The sequence below is a fragment of the Lacticaseibacillus saniviri JCM 17471 = DSM 24301 genome, from assembly GCF_001311785.1.
GTDB lineage: Bacteria > Bacillota > Bacilli > Lactobacillales > Lactobacillaceae > Lacticaseibacillus > Lacticaseibacillus saniviri.
The window spans coordinates 1-17,746 of the sequence record NZ_BBBX01000020.1 but is presented as its reverse complement, the minus strand read 5'-3'; the positions used below and the strand labels follow the sequence as shown (position 1 = coordinate 17,746).

Below are 17,746 nucleotides of genomic sequence, written 5' to 3'. Positions count from 1 at the left end.
TTTCCTCCCTAACACGCTCGCGGTCTATTGCGGCTGTTCGCGCTTCATATGAAGTCGCTTGGAGGTGGCTTCACTTTTAGTGTAGCACTAATTGATCAAAATGGCGCAAGTTAATTCAGGCTTTGTGTGAAGCGGTCAAATGCGGCCTGACCAACATCATTGCGCTTGAAAACACCCGCATCTTCCAAGACGCGTAAGAATACTTGGCCCACGGCAGCATCGATCACTTGATCCACGTTATCTGCCGTGATTCCAGGGCGTTGTAGAGATTCAGCCCAAGGTCGATGCATGGCAAGCATCTGGTTTGGTTCACTGAGTAAGAAATGGCGCACTTCCTGCAATTCAGTTTGCAGGCGAGCGGGCAGAATCGCGAGTCCCATGACCTCAATCAGACCAATATTTTCCTTCTTGATGTGCTGCACATCAGGATGTGGATGAAAGATGCCATCGGGAAATTCGGCAGAGGTCTGATTATCGCGCAGCACCAGATCGATTTGATAGTCATCACCCACGCGGCGAGCGATCGGTGTCACTGTGTGGTGCGGGGTGGCGTCAGTAAAGGCACGCACATCAGCCGTTTCATCACTGTATTGTTGCCAGTGGTTGTGAATCATTGTGGCAGCTTGAATCAATTGATCGCGATGCGCACTGGTCAGCCGAATCACACTCATCGGCCATTTCACGATGCCGGCAGACACCTCAGGAAAGGCATCCAGATCAAAGCGGCGCTCGATGGGAGCCTTAGCCATCGCAAAGGTGTGGAGGCCACCTTGATAGTGGTCGTGACTCAACATGGAACCACCAACGATGGGCAAATCCGCATTGCTGCCAACCATATATTCAGGAAACAGTGTGATCAACTCGAGGAGATTGCTGAAGGTCTGGGGTGTAATCTGCATCGGCTGGTGCACACCGTCTAAAAAATTGCGTGTTCATTGAAATAGGCATAAGGGGAGTATTGGAACCCCCAAGTCCGACCACCCAGGTTGAGCCGAACGATGCGATGATTACCACGGGCAGGATAGTTGATGCGGCCGAGATAACCTTCATTGGTCATACACAACTGACACAGTGGGTAGCTGGAAATAGGCGCTTTGGCAGCTGCCGCGATCGCCTTGGGGTCTTTTTCGGGCTTTGAGAGATTGATCGTAATCTCTAGGTCGCCGTAATCGGTCTTCACCGTGTATTGCGTATTTTTGGCGATGGCGCGGGTTTGGATGTAATTGTTGGCGCGACTCAATTGATAGAAGTGCTTGAGTGCCTCTTCGGGTGAGTCCTGATAATCACTCCAAAAACGGGCATTAACCGCACTCGGCGCGGGTGTCGCCAGCGCCATCAATTCGGCTTCGAGTTCTTCTAACGTGAAGCGATCGGGCACAACATGATTGACCGTTGCGGTTTGCACCAAGCTGTCTAGAAGGGCCAAAGCATCATCACTTGTTTCAGCGATAGTGTGATTGTCATCGCCGACAAGTGCCATGATGCGATTATTGAGATAGATACGATCCATTGCTGTATAAGCGGGATTCGTATCGATGATGAATTGTGTGAATTGTTCGCGTGCGAGCACTAATGATCACCAAATCCTTCGGGGTGGGTTTCATGCCACTTCCAAGCTGTGGCAATAATGTCATCGATATTGTCAAAAGCGGGTTGCCAGTGCAAAATGTCCCGGGCCTTGTCTGAAGCAGCAATCAACGTGCTTGGATCACCAGCGCGACGAGGACCGATAGAAGCAGGAATTTCTTTTTCTGTGACCTTACGTGCTGCTTCCAGAATTTCGAGGTTAGAGAAGCCGGTTGCGGAACCCAAGTTGAAGGCTGTGCTGTCGTGACCGTCTTGCAGGTACTTCATTGCCAGAATGTGAGCATCCGCCAAGTCGACAACATGAACGTAGTCACGAACGTTAGTGCCATCCTTTGTTGGATAATCGTCACCAAAAATCTGGAGATTGTCACGTGTGCCTGCAGCCACTTGCAAAATAATAGGAATCAAGTGGGTTTCAGGATTGTGGTCTTCACCGATGGAGCCGTCCGGCATGGCGCCGGCCACATTGAAGTAGCGCAAGGCAACGAACTTAATTCCGTAGGCAACATCGGACCAGTGCATGATTTTTCCATGGCGAGCTTACTTTCGCCATAAGGATTGGTTGGCACCTGTGGGTCCGTTTCCTTGATTGGGACCTGCTTAGGTTCGCCATAAGTGGCTGCGGTCGAAGAGAAGACAATGTTTTTGACGTTGAACTCGTTCATGACCTCAAGTAGGGCAATCATGCCATAGGTGTTGTTGTCAAAATATTTCAGTGGGTCACGCATCGATTCGGGCACGATGGAGCTAGCGGCGAAGTGAACGATCCCGTCGACCTGTTCCTGCTTAAAGACACTGCGCAAGAAATCACGATCGCGTACGTCACCTTGATAGAACCGTGCCTTTGGGTTAATGGCACCCTTGTGGCCTGTCACCAAGTTATCGATGACGATAACATCTTCACCTGCTTCAACTAGTCGTGCGACTGTGTGGGAACCGATGTAGCCGGCACCACCTAATACTGCAATTGTCATATCACGTTACCTCCTATGAATTCGAGCTAATTATGCTTCAAAAATTGCTCGAGGACCGTCAGCAATTTCGGCCACGTAGAAATCGGCGTCATAGCCGATGACTGCACGATACCGCTCACCAACCGCCTTGGTGAAGTTGGCGACCTGTGCTTGATTCACAATCGCAATCGCACACCCACCAAAGCCAGCCCCCCGTCATGCGGCGCCCAAGACACCTGGCTGCTGCCAAGCACTTGAGACCAGGGTATCGAGTTCGATACCCGTTACCTCATAATCATACGCTAAAGAGCTACCCGATGCATTCATTAGTCGGCCAATTTGGCGAGATCGCGTTCATCCAGTGCGGTTGCGGCCCGCAATGTGCGCTGATTTTCAAACACCGCGTGGCGGGCCCGCTTGATTAAGGTGCCATCATTGATTAACTGGTGGTTTCATCGAATTCTTCTTCCGTCATCGCACCCAGGCTGGCATAGTCGAACTTGGTTTGAATGCGGGCCAGGGCGGCCTCACATTCAGAGCGGCGTTCATTATATTTGGAATCGGCAAGCTCGCGTCGTTTATTGGTGTTCATGATCACAATCACGTTGTCATCGAGGTTTAACGGCAATTGATCGTATTCCAGGGTGTTGGTATCGAGCAAAATCGCGTGGTTGGCCTTACCCATACCGATGGCGAATTGATCCATGATGCCAGAGTTGACGCCGATATATTGGTTTTCGACCACCTTGCCGGCCTTAATCAGCTCGAGCATCGGGATGTTCAAGTGATATTGCAAATTAGCGATGGTCCCAATCAATAATTCGAGGGAAGCGGAGCTGGAGAGTCCGGCACCATTAGGCAGATCACCCCAAATCAGGACATCGAGGCCTTCGTCAAATGTGTGATGTTGTTTTTGCAGCACATCGAGCATGGCGGTCACGTAATTGGCCCAATCCCCACCGGGTTGTTGGGTCAAATCAGCCAGCGAAAATGATTGCACAGGTTGATCCGTGAAATTCTGGGAGTAAATCCGCCATTGATTAGTGTGATTCGGTGCCACAGCGGCATAGGTGCCCAAACTAATGGCACAGGGGAACACATGACCACCATTGTAATCGGTGTGTTCACCGATGAGATTAATGCGGCCGGGGGCAAAATAGAAATTGGTAGGGTTTTCATTATATTGGTTGTTAAAAGCAGTGATGAGCTGATCCTTGGTAATCATCGCAATGACCTCCTTCTTTACTAAAGTCATTCTAGCATCTTTAGTAAAATTAACCAACAACTTTACTTAATTTTCGCATGAAATTTTGCTATACTGGGACGGTTAGAAAGGACGGATATTGTGGACTCACGCTATGATTGGCAATACCTCGATACACCAGATAATACACAAATTAATGCGGTGACAGCAGCGCTCAAGGTGTCACCGTTTTTAGCGCAACAGTTGATTCGGCGGCGCATCATGACCAAAGATGCTTGGGATAAGTTCCAACATCCCGATCTCAGTCAGCTGCACGATCCTTTTTGTTACACGATATGGATAAAGCGGTCGCTCGCATTCAACAGGCGGTGACCAATGGCGAAAAAATTACTATCTATGGCGATTACGATGTCGATGGCCTGACGAGTACCGCGATTATGGCTGAAACGCTTGAGAGTATCGGTGCTGAAGCAGAGGTCTTCATTCCTAATCGCTTCACGGATGGCTACGGGCCCAATGCGGATGTCTATCGCTACTTACAAAAGAGTGGCACCCAATTATTGATTACGGTCGATAACGGGATTGCAGGTGCGGCCGTAATCGATGAAGCAATGGCTGCAGGGATGGATGTTGTGGTCACTGATCACCATGAATTGCCTGACCAGCTACCAAACGCAGTCGCCGTTGTGCACCCGCGGTATCCGGGTAGCCAGTATCCCTTTGGTGACTTGTCCGGGGCCGGTGTGGCCTTTAAGGTTGCCACTGCCTTGTTAGAGGAACCACCCGTTGAGAGTGTGGATCTCGCTGCATTGGGCGCTGTTGCTGACTTGGTGACATTGGTTGATGAGAACCGGGTGCTTGTGCAGTTGGGGCTCCAGATGATTCGCACACAACCACGGATTGGCCTCAGCGCCTTGCTTGAAGTGGCAGATGTCGCGCAAGAATCTGTGACCGAGACGACCATTGGTTTTGTCATCGGGCCACGGCTGAACGCTTTGGGTCGATTAGGGGATGCCAAGGACGGGGTCACACTGCTGACCACCTTTGACGATGAATTGGCCATGGATTTGGCCAAACAAATTAATACATTAAACGACCAACGCCAGCAACTGGTCAAAAAATCACCAAGGATGCGTTAGCACAAGCTGCCTTACCTGAAAATGAAAGCAAGAAAACACTCATTCTGCGCCAAAAGGGCTGGCACGAAGGGGTGCTTGGGATTGTGGCCAGCCGTGTCGTTGAAACCACCGGTAAACCTACCTTGGTGCTCAACATCAACGATGCCGGTACGCAAGCCAAGGGGTCGGGGCGTTCAGTGGCGGCTTACCACCTATTTAATAGCCTCGCGCCCAGCAAGGAATTGATGACGCACTTTGGTGGCCATCATATGGCTGTGGGTTTGACCATGCCGACGGATAATATTGAAGCCGTACACCAAGCGATGGAAGAAGCGGCCAAAACGCAGTTAGCGGACCAGACCAAACCACCACTTGAAATTAGTGCGCGACTCGAACCGAGTGATTTGACGCTCGATCATTATCAAGAGTTGCGACAACTCGCACCATTTGGCCCGGGGAATCCGGAACCGACCTTTGAAGTGAAGCCACAAGCCATTCAAGATGTTCGTCAGATTGGCCAGGGTGGCAATCACCTCAAGATGAAAGTCGATAACGGGGTCGACGTGATTGGCTTTGGCTTTGGTGAGCTGGCACCTGCATTGACAGCTCCATCGCAAACCAAACTCGCGGTGCATTTGGACGAGAACACGTGGAAGAATCAAACCAAACTGCAATTGATGTTGAAAGACATGCAAGTGGTGCAGCCACAAGTGATCGATTACCGCTTGCCAAAGCTGAGTGCTGAACAGTTTCACACCTCGAAGACCTATGTGTTTTTTGATGTACGGGTCAAAAAGAACTCGAACAACGGTTCCAATTCGGTGGCCCAACCAAGATGATAGATGACCTGACACCAGGTGAAAGTGTTGTGTTGGTTGACTTGCCAGCGAGCGAAGCACAGTTGCAGCAAGCCATTCATCAGGTGCAATTACCGCTGGGTGTCATCTTCTATGGAAGTCCCACGGATCTTGTGCCCATTCCAAATCGCGAGGAATTCGGGCTGGTGATGCGCTTCTTGATTGCGCATCCACAGTTTGATAAGCATCAACTCGGCCTGGTAGCAAAGGAAACGCATCTGACGGTTTCCCAAGTGATTTTAGTGTTCAGGTGTTTTTTGAACTCGAATTTGTTACAATAGACGGTGCTTTCATTTCGCCGGTCGCAAAACCGGCAAAGCGGGCACTGGACAGCGCTCCGGCTTATCAAGCTCGGCAAACATTCTTAGCGCTCGCTCACAGGTTACAGACGACGCCAATCAAGGCATTGACGCCAACGTTGCTTGAGTATAATGATGATTGGAAGGAACAACATGACAATTAATTTTAAGGACTACATCGCAAGTGTCCCAGATTTTCCAGAACCCGGTATCGTTTTTCGTGATATTTCACCCCTGATGGCGGATGGTGATGCCTACCGCGCAGCCACGAATGAAATCGCCGCTTATGCCCAAGACAAGGGCGTTGAAATGATTATCGGACCTGAAGCACGCGGCTTTATCGTGGGCTGTCCTGTCGCTTATCAAATGGGGGTTGGTTTTGCCCCAGCGCGTAAAAAGGGGAAGTTACCTCGCGAAACCGTGAGTGCGAGCTATGATCTGGAATACGGTCAAGCCACATTATACATGCACAAGGACGCCGTCAAGCCTGGTCAAAAAGTCTTGGTCTGCGATGACTTGTTAGCCACTGGCGGCACCATTGCCGCAACCATTGAATTGGTTGAACAGTTGGGCGGCATTGTTGTCGGTACAGCCTTTTTGGTTGAACTCAAGGACCTGCATGGTCGCGAGAAGATTAAAGATTATGACATCTTCACCCTGATGGAGTATGAGGGTGCCTAATCTTGGGAGGTAACCCATGAGTAAGAAACATCAAGACACTGAGGGTAAAACCTTAGTTGAAAAAATATTAGACAAACATAATATCAGCTACGAATCACTCAGTTTTGCGACCCATCAAGAAGGTGATGTGGCGCAATTATCAGTCGATCATCTCGATTATTCGGATCACGAAATCTACAAGACGCTGGTGTTGACCGGTAACAAGACGGGGCCCGTTGTGGGCGTGGTGCCACTTGATCGGCATATTGATTACAAGAAGCTGAGTGCTGTTTCTGGCAACAAGAAGGTCGGCATGGTACCGTTAAAGGACCTGATCGCAACCACAGGCTATGAGCATGGCGCGAACACGCCAATTGGCATCTATGAACGCTACCCAAAGTATCCTATCTTTATTTCGGATGAAGCAAAGGGCCAAGCAATCATTGTCTCAGCTGGTAAGATCGGCCGTTCGGTTAAGGTGGATGCCAACGATTTGGCAAAATTTGTGAAGGCAAAGTTCGCAGATATTGCCGAAGAAGCTTAAGCTACGACCAAAATTTGCAGCATGTAGGAGGAACCGCCATGTTTGATCCAACACATAGTCGATTTGCGACATTCGGCGTGATTTCAAGTCTGCCGGGCGAATTAATTGATTCCATCTGGATGATAATCGATCAAACTTGCAAGGTGTCGTCGACTTGCACAACTTGTTGACGTTTGCTGTCGAGAATCATGATGGTCAAGTCACCATGCATTTCTCACAAGAAGACGATCCAACTGAACTCTCAGTTGATCTGCCATTTGATTATCAGCCCAGCTTTCCCGCTAAGGTAATGGCATACGATGACGGCAATCGTCAGACGATTCTGTTACCGAGTGAAGGTAAGCGTGAGGGTAATCTGGATCTTTAATCGCAAACTAAAATAAGGCGTTGCAACGTAACCACAGGGTTATGTCGCAACGCCTATTTTTATGCCCGGAGCAGAACCAAATCAGCAATCAACTGGGCTACCGTTGTCTCATCGAGTGCACTCGTATACGCCTCGCCAGCCAATTTGGCGTTGCAGTAGTCCACGATAATTGAAAACGTCGCTTCAGCGAGAAATTCGGCGGGAATGGGTTTGATGAGGCCATCTTGTTGGTAGCGGCGGAACAGGCCGAATAATTTGGTGAAGACGTCATTTTCATCAATCGCGGGTAGCTGATGACGCAGACTCGGTTGAGCGCGAAAAGCGGCAATGATTTGAATCGAAGTTGGGTGAGTCGTCGCAAACTCAAATAATGCCGAAGCGACCGAAGTGATAAGTGCCTTTGGTGATGTGGCATCCTCAAGGGCGGGAGCGAGCGTTGCCGTTATCAATTTTTGATGGTAATCAAAGACACCGGCAATGAGGGCTTCTTTGCTCTTGAAATAAGAATAAATATTGGATTGGGCGCCGTTGATGCGTTTGGCCACCTTAACTGTCGAGGTGCCGGCAATACCGGTTTCGATGATGAGGTCGGTGGCGGCATCAATAATCTGCCGGCGAACAGTTTCATTTTTAGGTTTCATGCTCTCATGATAGCAGACAGTTGTCGATAATTCTATCGCCTAAGATTCGATTATCGACGAATAATGAGTTGACAAGCGATAGAACTATCGCTATACTCACCGTATAGTTTGACGATAGCACTATCGGTTAATGCGGCGCACGTGGTCGAAGACAGCCTGTCATCAACAATTAAAACAAAGATGGAGGTATTTTAGGATGAAGACATGGTTTATTACTGGTGCAATTGGCGGTTTGGCAACATCGGTCGTGCGTGAATTGCTCGAGCGAGGTGATCGCGTGGCAGCGACTACCCGTCGTGAGGGCGCCTTATCCGATTTAAAGCAAAAATACGGGGATCAATTGTGGGCGATGACAATGAACCTCAAGGATGATCAAGCGGTTCACACGGTTGTTGATCGCGCGTTCGCTGCGCTAGGGACCATCGATGTTCTACTCAATAATGCGGCCTACGGATTATATGGTGCGGTGGAAAGTATTAGCGCTCAACAGGTGGCAGATGTTTTTGCCGTCAATTTGTTTGGCTCATTGAGTACCGCAAGAGCATTTCTACCTCATTTCAGGGAGCAGGGGCACGGTCAGATTGTTCAAATTTCAAGTATGGCCGGAGAGTATTCAACGCAAGCAATGGGCATGTATAGTGCTTCTAAATGGGCGGTTGAAGCTGCTTTTGAAGCATTAGCTGCAGAGGTCGCGCCGTTTAATGTGCAAACAACGATTGTCGAACCGGGTGGCATTCGAACGAATTTTGTTGGCGGTAATGGTGCTTTTGGTGCTGAGATGACGGCCTATCAGAACACACCAGTCGACCAAATAATGCGTCAGATGAAGGGCGAGATTCCGGGCATGGACGTTGCTGATTACGTTAAGATGATTGCCGGTGACCCAGCCAAGATGGCCCACCAAATCATTGCCCGTGTGGAAGATGGCCATGGGGCATTGCGGATGACATTGGGTAGCGATGCCTACCAGAAAATTCATGAGGCGTTAGCGGGTCGGCTGTCGGCGCTTGAAGCGCAAAAAGAAATTGCTTATTCAACAGACGCTGACGACTATCAAGGTTAGTGTTGCTGATAGAAAAATAAGAGAGACTGAAACATCCCCATAATGGGCGATGCTTTAGCCTCTCTTTTGTCGTTCACATAAGTATTTGGCGTCCGATTTAATGACTGGGGATGTTCTGCCAATAGATGACATCGATGGCTTGCTTGTTGAGTGGGTGCCATTCGATGCCCAATTGTTCGATGGTTTGCGCCATCACGCCATAATACAAGGCAGGCGGTGCTTGCTCGAGTTGGTTTGCCATAATCAGTAGAAACTTGAGCATCTGTTCGAGCGTGAGGTGATCAATCGCATTGACCACTTGAAGCTGGCAATCAACCGCAATGAATTGACTCGTGGCCGTACCAAACTGAGATTTAATGGGGAAACCACCGAATTCATCATTTGCGTTCAATTGCGCAACCAGCGCCTGAATTTGCTTGCGAGTGAATTCAGGCTCGTGAAACATTAAGTGCCATGTTACCAAATTCATCACCTCATCTTGTTACTCTCAGTATACTAGATGATGGGCTGACCGATATAGTCAAAAGCGGCGGAAATTTCAGCTTTGGCAGATTCTTGATAGGAAATGCCGGTTTCAAATTGTTCCTGATCGATTTTGTCACACGAAATCGCGTTGAAAGTGGTCAACACGCCGGTATTAAATTGTTCAAGGGCGGCGAGTAACCGTTGATTGAAGGTGAGATAACCATCGGGTGCTTGCACCTGGTTGATCTGGGAAACAAAGCGATCGAAACGGATCGCATTCTTAGCAAAATAGTCTTTGATGCGCTCCAGGCTTTCGCTGGCGTAGCAGTTTCCCTTAACGATATTACGTGTTGTTTGATTGTATTCGCTAAAAACGGTTTCAAAAACGAGTAAGCGTTCTAAATACTGGTTAATCAATACGGTATAGGATTGTGTCTGCATCTGAAGCACCTCTTTTTAGAATTTTCTATTTGTCTGTAGAAATAATATATCACTAGTTAAACTTATAATCAACATAACTTTATAAATTAAATTCATAATAAACGTTATATAATGGTCGTCTTCTTTTGCTGGTAGGCACCAGCTTATGGCACAATACACATAAAGGGGGATGCACCGTGAGAAAAATAATCTACTGGACGGCTATTTTGATAACAGGATTTGGATTGGCGGGATGTCAGTCTAAGAAACCAGCCTCAACGAATGCACCAAAAACAGTCATTAAGAGTACACAACTCACACAAGCGCAGCGCCAAAACAGTTCAACGCCATCTGTGATCAGGTGATGAAGCCCATTAATGCCGCTTCATATGGTGCCAAGCAGAGTGAATTGGTGGCCGATGCTAAAGCGGGCAAACAAAGTTAGCTGATATCCGCTTGATTTTACAAAACAACACCGCCCAGCCGGAGGCCAATCAACGGTTATTGGCCTACATCGATAAGGCCGATCAGGTGTTGGACGCCATGATTCAAAATAATAACGCGACGTATCAGCAAGCGACCAAGGCGTTTTCGGACCAGACAACAGCGATTGCGCGGCAAGATTATAATGGCAGTGTGCCAACATCGATGGTCAATTTTGCCAAACGTCAACAAGCTGATACACAGAAATGAGGCTAAACAATGCTCTGGTGGATTCTAGCAATGATTATTGTTGTTCTGTGTGGCGGACTCGCAGTAGCCACACAATTTCTATTCAATCTCGCCCTCAAGCGCGCGGGTAGCCGCGAGGCAGTGTTTGAGGCAGATCACAATCAGATTGACGCCCCGGCAGATTTGAATGAGGCAAAACTCGCTCAATTCAAGCAGGACTGGTTGGACAGTGTGACCATTGAGCCAGATTCAATGGTCAATCGGCAACATTTGACACTGAAAGGCTGGTATTACACGCATCCCGAAAGAGCCACGCATCAATGGGCCATTTTGTGTCACGGCTTCGGCGGTCGACACGAAGAGATGTACGACAAAGCACCATTTTCGATCAGCTCGGCTTTAATATTTTTCTGGCCGATGCCCAGGGCCACGGCCAGAGCGAAGGGGATTACATCCAAATGGGCTACTTGGACCGGCTGGACATCGTGGATTGGATTCAGGTCCTGTTGCGGCGTGATCCGGAAGCACAAATTGTTCTGTATGGCATTTCGATGGGCGGTGCCACGGTGATGATGACCGCAGGCGAACCCCTGCCGGCCAATGTGAAAGCGATTATTGAAGATTGTGGCTACACTTCCGTTGCTGATGAATTCCGCTACCAACTCAAACAGCTCTATCATGTGCCATCCTGGCCCCTCATCACGACTTTTGGTTGGTTGGTTCAGTGGCGACTACACTGGCGGTTAAAAGCGGCCAGTTCGCTCGAAGCACTCAAGCAAGCCCGCGTGCCGATGTTGTTCTTTCATGGGGACGCGGATACTTTTGTGCCCGCAAGCATGCTGGACCAATTATGCCGCGGCACCCACACCAAAAGCCAAAATGCTGGTGGCGGGGGCACAACACGGGATGGCTGCGCTCACAGCAGGGGACACATACTGGCATTTTGTCTGGCAGTTTTTGAAGCAAGAAACGCAATTAACATTAATTGATTGGAAAAATTGGAATGGTGGCGACTTGAATGAAGGAGAATAAGCTCAGTAAGGGGAACTTGTGGGCCTTTGCGCTCGGGACGGTTGGTCGCGATATGGCCGCAGCCGGTCTGTTCCTCAATTACCTCATTACCTATGTGATGCTGACAAAACAACTCAGCGTCCAAGAATTTTTTGTCATCAGTATTGTGTTTGTGGTCGCACGGATTATCGATGCCATTCTGGACCCCATCATGGGGAATATTCTTGATGCCACCCATACGCGTTTCGGTAAGTTCAAACCCTGGATTGTCATTGGGGTACTGGGCACCGCGGTTATCGTGGTGATTTCGTTCACCAATACCTTACAGGGCTGGCCTTATATCGTGGCCTTTGGGATTCTCTATCTCTTATTCAATATCTTCTTTACAATGAACGACATCGCTTATTGGGGGATGTTACCGGCGCTGTCGAGTAACGCGGATGATCGCAATGCATTGACCTCGCTAACCTCATTGATGGCGGGTATTGGTGCATTCCTGACCAATACCTTGGTGCAATATTTTACCGTCGGGGACCATGCTCTAGGCGGCAGCACTGTCAGTGGGTACGCGTGGATTGCAATTATTTTTACGGGACTCATGCTGTTCACACAGGGCTTGACCGTATTTGGGGTGCACGAGGACCCTGCTGTCATTGCGCAGCAGGAGAACACACCACGAGTCAAAGTATCGTTTCGTGCCATCATGGCCGTCCTGAAGAAAAATGATCAGGTGCTTTGGAACGCGCTGTTGCTTTTCATCTATATGATTGTGACCACCCTGAGTACCACTGTGTTTAACTTCTATCTGATCTTCTCGCTTGGCTATTCGGGTTCATGGAATATTATTTTCATTCTGTTGGGCCAGGCAGCGGGCGTTGTGGTATTTACCACTTTCTCCAGTCTCTCCAAGCGCTTCAGTCGTATGACCTTGATTCGGGCTGCGACCATCATGGCCGTTATCGGCTATGCATTGCTGTTAGCGGTCGGCTTACTGGTGCCGGATAACTGGGGCGCAGGCAAGGCTTGGTTGCTGTCAGCGGCGAATATTTTGCCTTCTGTTGGTAATGGTATCTACTACCTCATTTTGATTATTAATATCGCCAATGCCGTTGAGTACAATGAGTATCTGACGGGACAGCGCAATGAAGGGATTATCTTCTCCGTGCGGCCGTTTGTGACCAAACTTGGGATGGCGGCCGGGCAATTCTTGGCCATCGTGATTTATGCCGGTGTTGGCATCTTTGCGGCCACACAACACATCTCAACATTAGAGCGAGACGCGCAACGGGGCACCTTATCTGCAGTAGCTAAGAAAAGCGCGGTTGAACAGGTGATTCACAATGTGCCATTGAACCGAACTGAGTTGTTGCTCGGATTGATTACTTTGATTCCATTAATCGGAATTGTCTTGGCTTATTGGGTCTATCGGCATAAACTAACAATAGATGAAACATCCTATGCCAATATTGTGGCGACATTAAAGAAACGAAGAGGCGAAGCAAAATGAATCCTTATGATGATCCTACTTTTTTTGATCAATACGCCCATATGCGGCGGAGCGAAGAAGGGCTAAAAGGGGCCGGTGAATGGCCAGCGCTTGAAGCGATGCTACCGGACTTAACCGATAAGAAGATATTGGATTTGGGTGCGGGCTATGGTTGGCACGCCAAATATTTTGTCGATCACGGTGCTGCATCAGTTGTCGCCGTGGATCTCTCAGAGAAAATGATTGCAACGGCTAAGGAAAAGAATGGCGATCCACGGATTACCTATATGGTAGGAGACATCAGTCAGGTCGACTTTGATGTTGATCAGTTTGACATGGTTTTCTCCTCACTGGCGATTCACTACTTGCCATCCTTTGCCGCATTGGTGGACCATGTGCGCAAATTCCTGTTGCCTGATGGCATCTTCTTATTCTCCGTGGAACATCCCGTCTTCACTGCATCCGGTGATCAAGACTTTGTTCAAAGCGGCGAACGAACCGTTTTTCCCGTTGATCGTTACTTTGATGAGGGAAAGCGCGAAACCGAGTTCTTAGGTTCGCAGGTCACCAAATATCACCGCAGTCTGACGACATATTTGCACACGTTGGTGACACATCAGTTTGTCATCGCCGATGTTGTGGAGCCAACACCAGCAGCCGAATTGCGCGATCTGCCAGAAATGGCCAATGAGTGGCGGCGGCCCATGATGCTGATCATTAAGAGTCTCAATCACAAATGAAATAGCGTGTTGTCGCGGTTTGTTGGCCGAGGCAGCACGCTATTTTAATCTATTAGGAGGGAACTGATGCGGTGATTTTACAGAAAACAGGCGTTGTTTTTGTAAAAAATGAAATAATTCTTGAATGTTACAGCGACGTTGCAAAATCCCATATGGTAATTTAATCGTAATTTGAGCTACATGTCGCTGTAATGCTGATGCTTTAATCTTGTATACATAAGCAAAGGCAAACACGAAAGGAAAATTTTAAACTATGAAAATTAAGACTCTTTTATTCTCTACCGCAGCAGCATTGACATTAGGTGTCGCAGGTCTCTCAACAAGCACAACACACGCAGCCGTTAATAACGGTAACGGCACAGTGACCGTTGAAGCTGGTGACACATACATGAGCATCGCTAACGCACACAGCATGAGTGTGGCAAGTCTTGAAACACTCAATGGCCGCACAGTTGGTGGTTATGACTTAATCCACCCAGGCGAAATCGTGAAGGTTGGCGGTACAGCAACACAAGCAACAACCCAAAACACGACAACAACACAAGCACAACCTGCACAACAAACACAGCAGGCAACACAAACTCAGGCTGCGACAACAACTAACACAGCCGCAACAGCTTCAACCACAACCAACTACGGTTCTGACTTGAAGAGCTACGTCTTAAACAAGATGGTTGCTGCAACTGGTGTTTCCGCATCAACATGGGATGCCATCATCACTCGTGAATCTAACTGGCAGTCAACTGCTCAGAACCCATCAAGTTCAGCTCACGGCTTATTCCAAAGCCTCTGGATCAATGGTAGCAACAGTGTTGACACCCAAATTTCAGACGCCATCCGTTTATACAACGCTGCTGGCCTGTCTCCATGGGCTTTATAATCTCTGATTGCTAATCAAAAGGATCTCGCCGAAAGGTGAGATCCTTTTTTTGCGTTCTGTGCCCACTAGAAGTTCTGCTTTGCAAGGCTGGCATAGTTTGATATAATATTCTTGTTGTTTATTGGAGAGTTGGCAGAGTGGTAATGCACCGGACTCGAAATCCGGCGAACCGGTTAATACCGGCGCGCAGGTTCAAATCCTGTACTCTCCTTACTAATTTTTGAATAGCTTCGTAAAAAAGTAGGAATGCTGATATATCAGCATTCCTACTTTTTGGTAATTCGGAAATTTAGTTATTTTGCCTGAAAGTTCAAATATTTACGATATTCAAATTGTATTGTCCAGAGAGATGAAACTCGTTGTCAGAAAAATTTTTTTTTTAAACCAGCAAAGCGTGACAGAAATCGATTTTATTAATGGGCTAAGAAGTCACGCTTTATTGATTGATATGAACAGATAGATGAGATCCAAGTCTGCGAAGAGGGTTTTCATTTTTCTTTCTCTAAACCCGGCTTAATCTGTGGGCTTTTTTGCGTCATATCTCCGTTGATCAGTACGTCATATGCCATCAATAGCTTTCGGTAATAGCTTCGATCATTACCGGAAGCATCAGTTTTAATATTTGCTAATAGTCGCGGCAGGACGGTTTTCATCATAAAGGTTTTAAGCTCTGAGCGATTAAAAGCCTCGATATTCCAGATGATTAAATCGGCTGTTCTACTGATTTTTGTGACAAATCTTGTTCGGCAAGTAAAAACCCTTCAGGAAGCTTAGTGTGATATGACTTAGTTGTGTGGTTTCTGATAGCTTGGAGCGTCCCATTTTTCTTAATCATGGTGTTAAGTTTTTTTACTTTTGACTTACTTAAACTGTTCGGCAAATGGTCCGTGTTGTTCCAGATTCTCGCAAAAGGAGTCCGAGCATTAGTGCTATTTGAGGCAACAAATGATAGTGCATCTTTATTTCTATATTTAGGATGCTCAGAAAAATAGTCTTCAATGTAGTTTGCCAAGGTTGCAACTTGAAAATTTTCTCTGTCACCTAACGCTATTGCGATTTTTGTCCATTATCGATTCTAGACTCAAGCTCATCCAGTGGATAGAGTGCTACCAATGTATCTTGGAGTGTGCCGTGATTTTCGGAATCGACAATCAGCCGTTTGATTAAACCTGAATATTTTCTAATTTCAGCCGGACTGACCCCTTCGTCAATTTTACTTATTTGTTCATAGATCGGCGCATAATTTTCGGTTCTTAGGGAAGTATAAGTGATGTCTTTCGAAGTGGGGATTTCTCTAACTCTAACCGTTTCTTCAAGTCTGCGATTGTTCTTGTCATAGTCAACAACAATGATTTTGTTTGCGATTTCTGTTATATCCGACCCTGGAAAGTGTGCTGAAAAATCACTTAGAAGGTTAACTACATTTCTGTCAGTCAGAGAGTATCCTAGAAAAATTATAGGGGAATGGAGCAGACCTACTAGGAGTCTGGCACTGATGAGTAGTTTTGTCTCGTCATATTGCTGGTAGTCATTTGCGGTTACGACTAATGAGTTTGGCTTATTTACACTTCCGTGAATTTTAAAAATTTCTGCTGTACCGTCAGTATCGTTAAAGAAGCCGTTCTCTCCAATGTAGACGGTGGGAGATTCCCCATTTTCTTGAGCAAGTTGATCTTCAATGAAAGTATCATAATTAGTCGTAACTATCATTTTTGCTTTTGATAAAAAATTTTCTAAATAGCGGTAATTCAGCTTCTGTTTCACTGTTCAACTTGTAACCCTGTAGTAGTTGAGCAATACGAAACTTTAGTGGCGAGAGATTCTCAAACAGCGCAGTCTCTTTCGTAAGTCCATCAATGACTAATTGACCAGCAAAGAATTTTTGTGAAAAACTTGTTCAAGTTCATTACCAGCCGCAGTCTTAGCAGTAAAGAAGTTATCGTTATATGTCGCTCCGCTGTCGTCGTGGTTATTTTCATCTATAAAATAGTAATAGTCCTTATCAATTTCAGCTTCAGTCCATAATGTTTTGAGTAAGTCATCCCACGAAGGAGAATTTGAAAGGTACCTTTTGGAAATCCCAGAACCAATAAAACTATTGGATATCGATTGGATTTAGCGAGCTGTGCTAATGTCATTGGAAGCCCTCCTGAACAACATGGATAATATTTTGCGAATTATTTTTATAAATTATCATTTATATCATGACAACGTTAAAAGGAACAGTACTTTGGTGAAAAAATAACTTTCGATAGAGTAATATTTTGAGCAGGCGTAATCAGTTTAAAATCTAATAACTCAATAACTAGTATATTTGAGACTGATGCGAATAACAATCTGATTTTGTTATTTATTTTCTCGAAATGCATTCTTAACTGAAATACGCAAAAAAATCCCGATTATCAGTCATCGATAATCGGGATTTCGTTTATTTATTTTCGAGATAAGCTTTACCGGCTGCTTTCAACATATCATCCCAGCTGGCAAAATCACTTTCGGCCGCGACTTTGGCGTTCAATTGATCAATTGGATATTCATGCAGCTGTTCCTCGCTATTGATGCCCAAATCAGCCATGAACTGATCCATTGAAGTCGATTTTGTGTGTGCTGCCATAAAGGCGTCTGGGAATAATTTGGTGATTTCGACTTCACTAGTACTGAGTGAGGTATCCAGGTGATGCAATTCACGATTGAAGATACCCTCGACATCTTCTAACCCATTACTACTCATATCCTCGCTTCCTTTCTTCATCTATAACAAAGTATGCCATATTTTGGT

Annotated in this window: 17 protein-coding genes, 1 tRNA gene and 5 pseudogenes; 14 read left to right on the top strand and 9 right to left on the bottom strand. The window is 47.0% G+C overall.

Going from position 1 to position 17,746, the window contains the following annotated elements:
• Window positions 1-110: 110 nt before the first annotated feature.
• From JCM17471_RS10230 to JCM17471_RS10220, 3 pseudogenes are all read right to left on the bottom strand, one after another.
• Window positions 111-1,570: pseudogene (locus JCM17471_RS10230) on the bottom strand (UDP-glucose--hexose-1-phosphate uridylyltransferase).
• A pseudogene (galE, locus tag JCM17471_RS10225) lies at window positions 1,570-2,561 on the bottom strand (UDP-glucose 4-epimerase GalE). Before galE ends, JCM17471_RS10230 begins: the two co-directional pseudogenes overlap by 1 nt.
• A gap of 30 nt (window positions 2,562-2,591) precedes the next feature.
• Window positions 2,592-3,765 (bottom strand): annotated as a pseudogene (locus JCM17471_RS10220) (galactokinase).
• A 120-nt stretch (window positions 3,766-3,885) separates the two neighbouring features.
• On the opposite strand from JCM17471_RS10220, the gene JCM17471_RS16240 reads away from it, so the two are divergent.
• The 7 genes and pseudogenes from JCM17471_RS16240 to JCM17471_RS10200 all read left to right on the top strand — a co-directional run bounded on the left by JCM17471_RS16240 (window position 3,886) and on the right by JCM17471_RS10200 (window position 7,589).
• Window positions 3,886-4,116, top strand: coding sequence for a hypothetical protein (locus tag JCM17471_RS16240; RefSeq protein ID WP_305068971.1), 231 nt, complete (start codon window positions 3,886-3,888; stop codon window positions 4,114-4,116).
• Window positions 4,068-4,883, top strand: a complete 816-nt coding sequence (locus tag JCM17471_RS16235) for a single-stranded-DNA-specific exonuclease RecJ (protein ID WP_305068970.1) — start codon at window positions 4,068-4,070, stop codon at window positions 4,881-4,883. The genes JCM17471_RS16240 and JCM17471_RS16235 overlap by 49 nt, the downstream gene beginning before the upstream one ends.
• Before the next feature lie 83 nt (window positions 4,884-4,966).
• On the top strand, window positions 4,967-5,701 hold the full coding sequence (locus JCM17471_RS16230; protein ID WP_439646760.1) for a DHHA1 domain-containing protein: 735 nt from the start codon (window positions 4,967-4,969) through the stop codon (window positions 5,699-5,701).
• Window positions 5,698-6,182, top strand: a pseudogene (locus tag JCM17471_RS16620) (single-stranded-DNA-specific exonuclease C-terminal domain-containing protein). The gene JCM17471_RS16230 and the pseudogene JCM17471_RS16620 overlap by 4 nt, the downstream one beginning before the upstream one ends.
• Window positions 6,172-6,699 carry an adenine phosphoribosyltransferase gene (locus JCM17471_RS10210; protein WP_054777802.1) on the top strand — a complete coding sequence of 176 codons (528 nt, stop codon included), beginning with the start codon at window positions 6,172-6,174 and terminating at the stop codon, window positions 6,697-6,699. Before JCM17471_RS16620 ends, JCM17471_RS10210 begins: the two are co-directional and overlap by 11 nt.
• Window positions 6,700-6,715: 16 nt before the next feature.
• Window positions 6,716-7,222: an aminoacyl-tRNA deacylase gene (locus JCM17471_RS10205; protein WP_054777801.1), complete on the top strand. Its 507-nt coding sequence runs from the start codon at window positions 6,716-6,718 to the stop codon at window positions 7,220-7,222.
• A 38-nt stretch (window positions 7,223-7,260) separates the two neighbouring features.
• A pseudogene (locus JCM17471_RS10200) lies at window positions 7,261-7,589 on the top strand (DUF960 domain-containing protein).
• 59 nt (window positions 7,590-7,648) lie between these two features.
• Here JCM17471_RS10200 and JCM17471_RS10195 read toward each other — a convergent pair.
• The gene (locus JCM17471_RS10195) at window positions 7,649-8,230 is read right to left on the bottom strand and encodes a TetR/AcrR family transcriptional regulator (protein ID WP_054777800.1); all 582 of its coding nucleotides are present in this window, start codon (window positions 8,228-8,230) and stop codon (window positions 7,649-7,651) included.
• Window positions 8,231-8,426: 196 nt separating this feature from the next.
• Between JCM17471_RS10195 and JCM17471_RS10190 the strand changes: the two genes are divergently transcribed.
• Window positions 8,427-9,293, top strand: a complete 867-nt coding sequence (locus JCM17471_RS10190) for an SDR family oxidoreductase (RefSeq protein ID WP_054777799.1) — start codon at window positions 8,427-8,429, stop codon at window positions 9,291-9,293.
• Window positions 9,294-9,390: 97 nt separating this feature from the next.
• Here the strand turns inward: JCM17471_RS10190 and JCM17471_RS10185 are convergent, their stop codons facing one another.
• Window positions 9,391-9,756 (bottom strand): hypothetical protein, encoded by a 366-nt coding sequence (locus JCM17471_RS10185; protein WP_147661057.1) that lies wholly within the window; start codon window positions 9,754-9,756, stop codon window positions 9,391-9,393.
• Between the two features lie 32 nt (window positions 9,757-9,788).
• Window positions 9,789-10,199 (bottom strand): hypothetical protein, encoded by a 411-nt coding sequence (locus JCM17471_RS10180; protein ID WP_054777797.1) that lies wholly within the window; start codon window positions 10,197-10,199, stop codon window positions 9,789-9,791.
• Between the two features lie 435 nt (window positions 10,200-10,634).
• Here JCM17471_RS10180 and JCM17471_RS10175 point away from each other — a divergent pair, with 435 nt between their 5' ends.
• The 6 genes from JCM17471_RS10175 (at window position 10,635) to JCM17471_RS10145 (ending at window position 15,178) form a co-directional block, all read left to right on the top strand.
• Entirely contained in the window at window positions 10,635-10,871 is a 237-nt protein-coding gene (locus JCM17471_RS10175; RefSeq protein WP_054777796.1) for a hypothetical protein, read from the top strand.
• A 299-nt stretch (window positions 10,872-11,170) separates the two neighbouring features.
• On the top strand, window positions 11,171-11,839 hold the full coding sequence (locus JCM17471_RS10165) for an alpha/beta hydrolase (protein ID WP_082395297.1): 669 nt from the start codon (window positions 11,171-11,173) through the stop codon (window positions 11,837-11,839).
• A 29-nt stretch (window positions 11,840-11,868) separates the two neighbouring features.
• Window positions 11,869-13,368: an MFS transporter gene (locus JCM17471_RS10160; RefSeq protein WP_054777793.1), complete on the top strand. Its 1,500-nt coding sequence runs from the start codon at window positions 11,869-11,871 to the stop codon at window positions 13,366-13,368.
• Entirely contained in the window at window positions 13,365-14,087 is a 723-nt protein-coding gene (locus JCM17471_RS10155) for a class I SAM-dependent methyltransferase (protein ID WP_054777792.1), read from the top strand. The genes JCM17471_RS10160 and JCM17471_RS10155 overlap by 4 nt, the downstream gene beginning before the upstream one ends.
• A 253-nt stretch (window positions 14,088-14,340) precedes the next feature.
• Window positions 14,341-14,967: a LysM peptidoglycan-binding domain-containing protein gene (locus JCM17471_RS10150; RefSeq protein WP_054777791.1), complete on the top strand. Its 627-nt coding sequence runs from the start codon at window positions 14,341-14,343 to the stop codon at window positions 14,965-14,967.
• A gap of 123 nt (window positions 14,968-15,090) precedes the next feature.
• Window positions 15,091-15,178, top strand: a tRNA-Ser gene (locus JCM17471_RS10145).
• A gap of 492 nt (window positions 15,179-15,670) precedes the next feature.
• On the opposite strand, the gene JCM17471_RS10140 is transcribed toward JCM17471_RS10145, so the two are convergent.
• From JCM17471_RS10140 to JCM17471_RS10130, 3 genes are all read right to left on the bottom strand, one after another.
• Window positions 15,671-15,979 carry a hypothetical protein gene (locus tag JCM17471_RS10140; protein WP_054777790.1) on the bottom strand — a complete coding sequence of 103 codons (309 nt, stop codon included), beginning with the start codon at window positions 15,977-15,979 and terminating at the stop codon, window positions 15,671-15,673.
• Between the two features lie 35 nt (window positions 15,980-16,014).
• Window positions 16,015-16,731 (bottom strand): SIR2 family protein, encoded by a 717-nt coding sequence (locus JCM17471_RS10135; RefSeq protein ID WP_054777789.1) that lies wholly within the window; start codon window positions 16,729-16,731, stop codon window positions 16,015-16,017.
• A gap of 664 nt (window positions 16,732-17,395) precedes the next feature.
• Window positions 17,396-17,698, bottom strand: a complete 303-nt coding sequence (locus JCM17471_RS10130; RefSeq protein ID WP_054777788.1) for a hypothetical protein — start codon at window positions 17,696-17,698, stop codon at window positions 17,396-17,398.
• Window positions 17,699-17,746 lie beyond the last annotated feature (48 nt).

What these genes read in the sequence shown, in the direction of transcription:
- JCM17471_RS10190 (WP_054777799.1), top strand. Translation starts at nt 8,427, where the DNA reads ATGAAGACATGGTTTATTACTGGTGCAATTGGCGGTTTGGCAACATCG.
- JCM17471_RS10195 (WP_054777800.1), bottom strand. Translation starts at nt 8,230, where the DNA reads ATGAAACCTAAAAATGAAACTGTTCGCCGGCAGATTATTGATGCCGCC.
- JCM17471_RS10205 (WP_054777801.1), top strand. Translation starts at nt 6,716, where the DNA reads ATGAGTAAGAAACATCAAGACACTGAGGGTAAAACCTTAGTTGAAAAA.
- JCM17471_RS10130 (WP_054777788.1), bottom strand. Translation starts at nt 17,698, where the DNA reads ATGAGTAGTAATGGGTTAGAAGATGTCGAGGGTATCTTCAATCGTGAA.
- JCM17471_RS10180 (WP_054777797.1), bottom strand. Translation starts at nt 10,199, where the DNA reads ATGCAGACACAATCCTATACCGTATTGATTAACCAGTATTTAGAACGC.
- JCM17471_RS10160 (WP_054777793.1), top strand. Translation starts at nt 11,869, where the DNA reads ATGAAGGAGAATAAGCTCAGTAAGGGGAACTTGTGGGCCTTTGCGCTC.
- JCM17471_RS10165 (WP_082395297.1), top strand. Translation starts at nt 11,171, where the DNA reads ATGGGCCATTTTGTGTCACGGCTTCGGCGGTCGACACGAAGAGATGTA.
- JCM17471_RS10210 (WP_054777802.1), top strand. Translation starts at nt 6,172, where the DNA reads ATGACAATTAATTTTAAGGACTACATCGCAAGTGTCCCAGATTTTCCA.
- JCM17471_RS10155 (WP_054777792.1), top strand. Translation starts at nt 13,365, where the DNA reads ATGAATCCTTATGATGATCCTACTTTTTTTGATCAATACGCCCATATG.
- JCM17471_RS10150 (WP_054777791.1), top strand. Translation starts at nt 14,341, where the DNA reads ATGAAAATTAAGACTCTTTTATTCTCTACCGCAGCAGCATTGACATTA.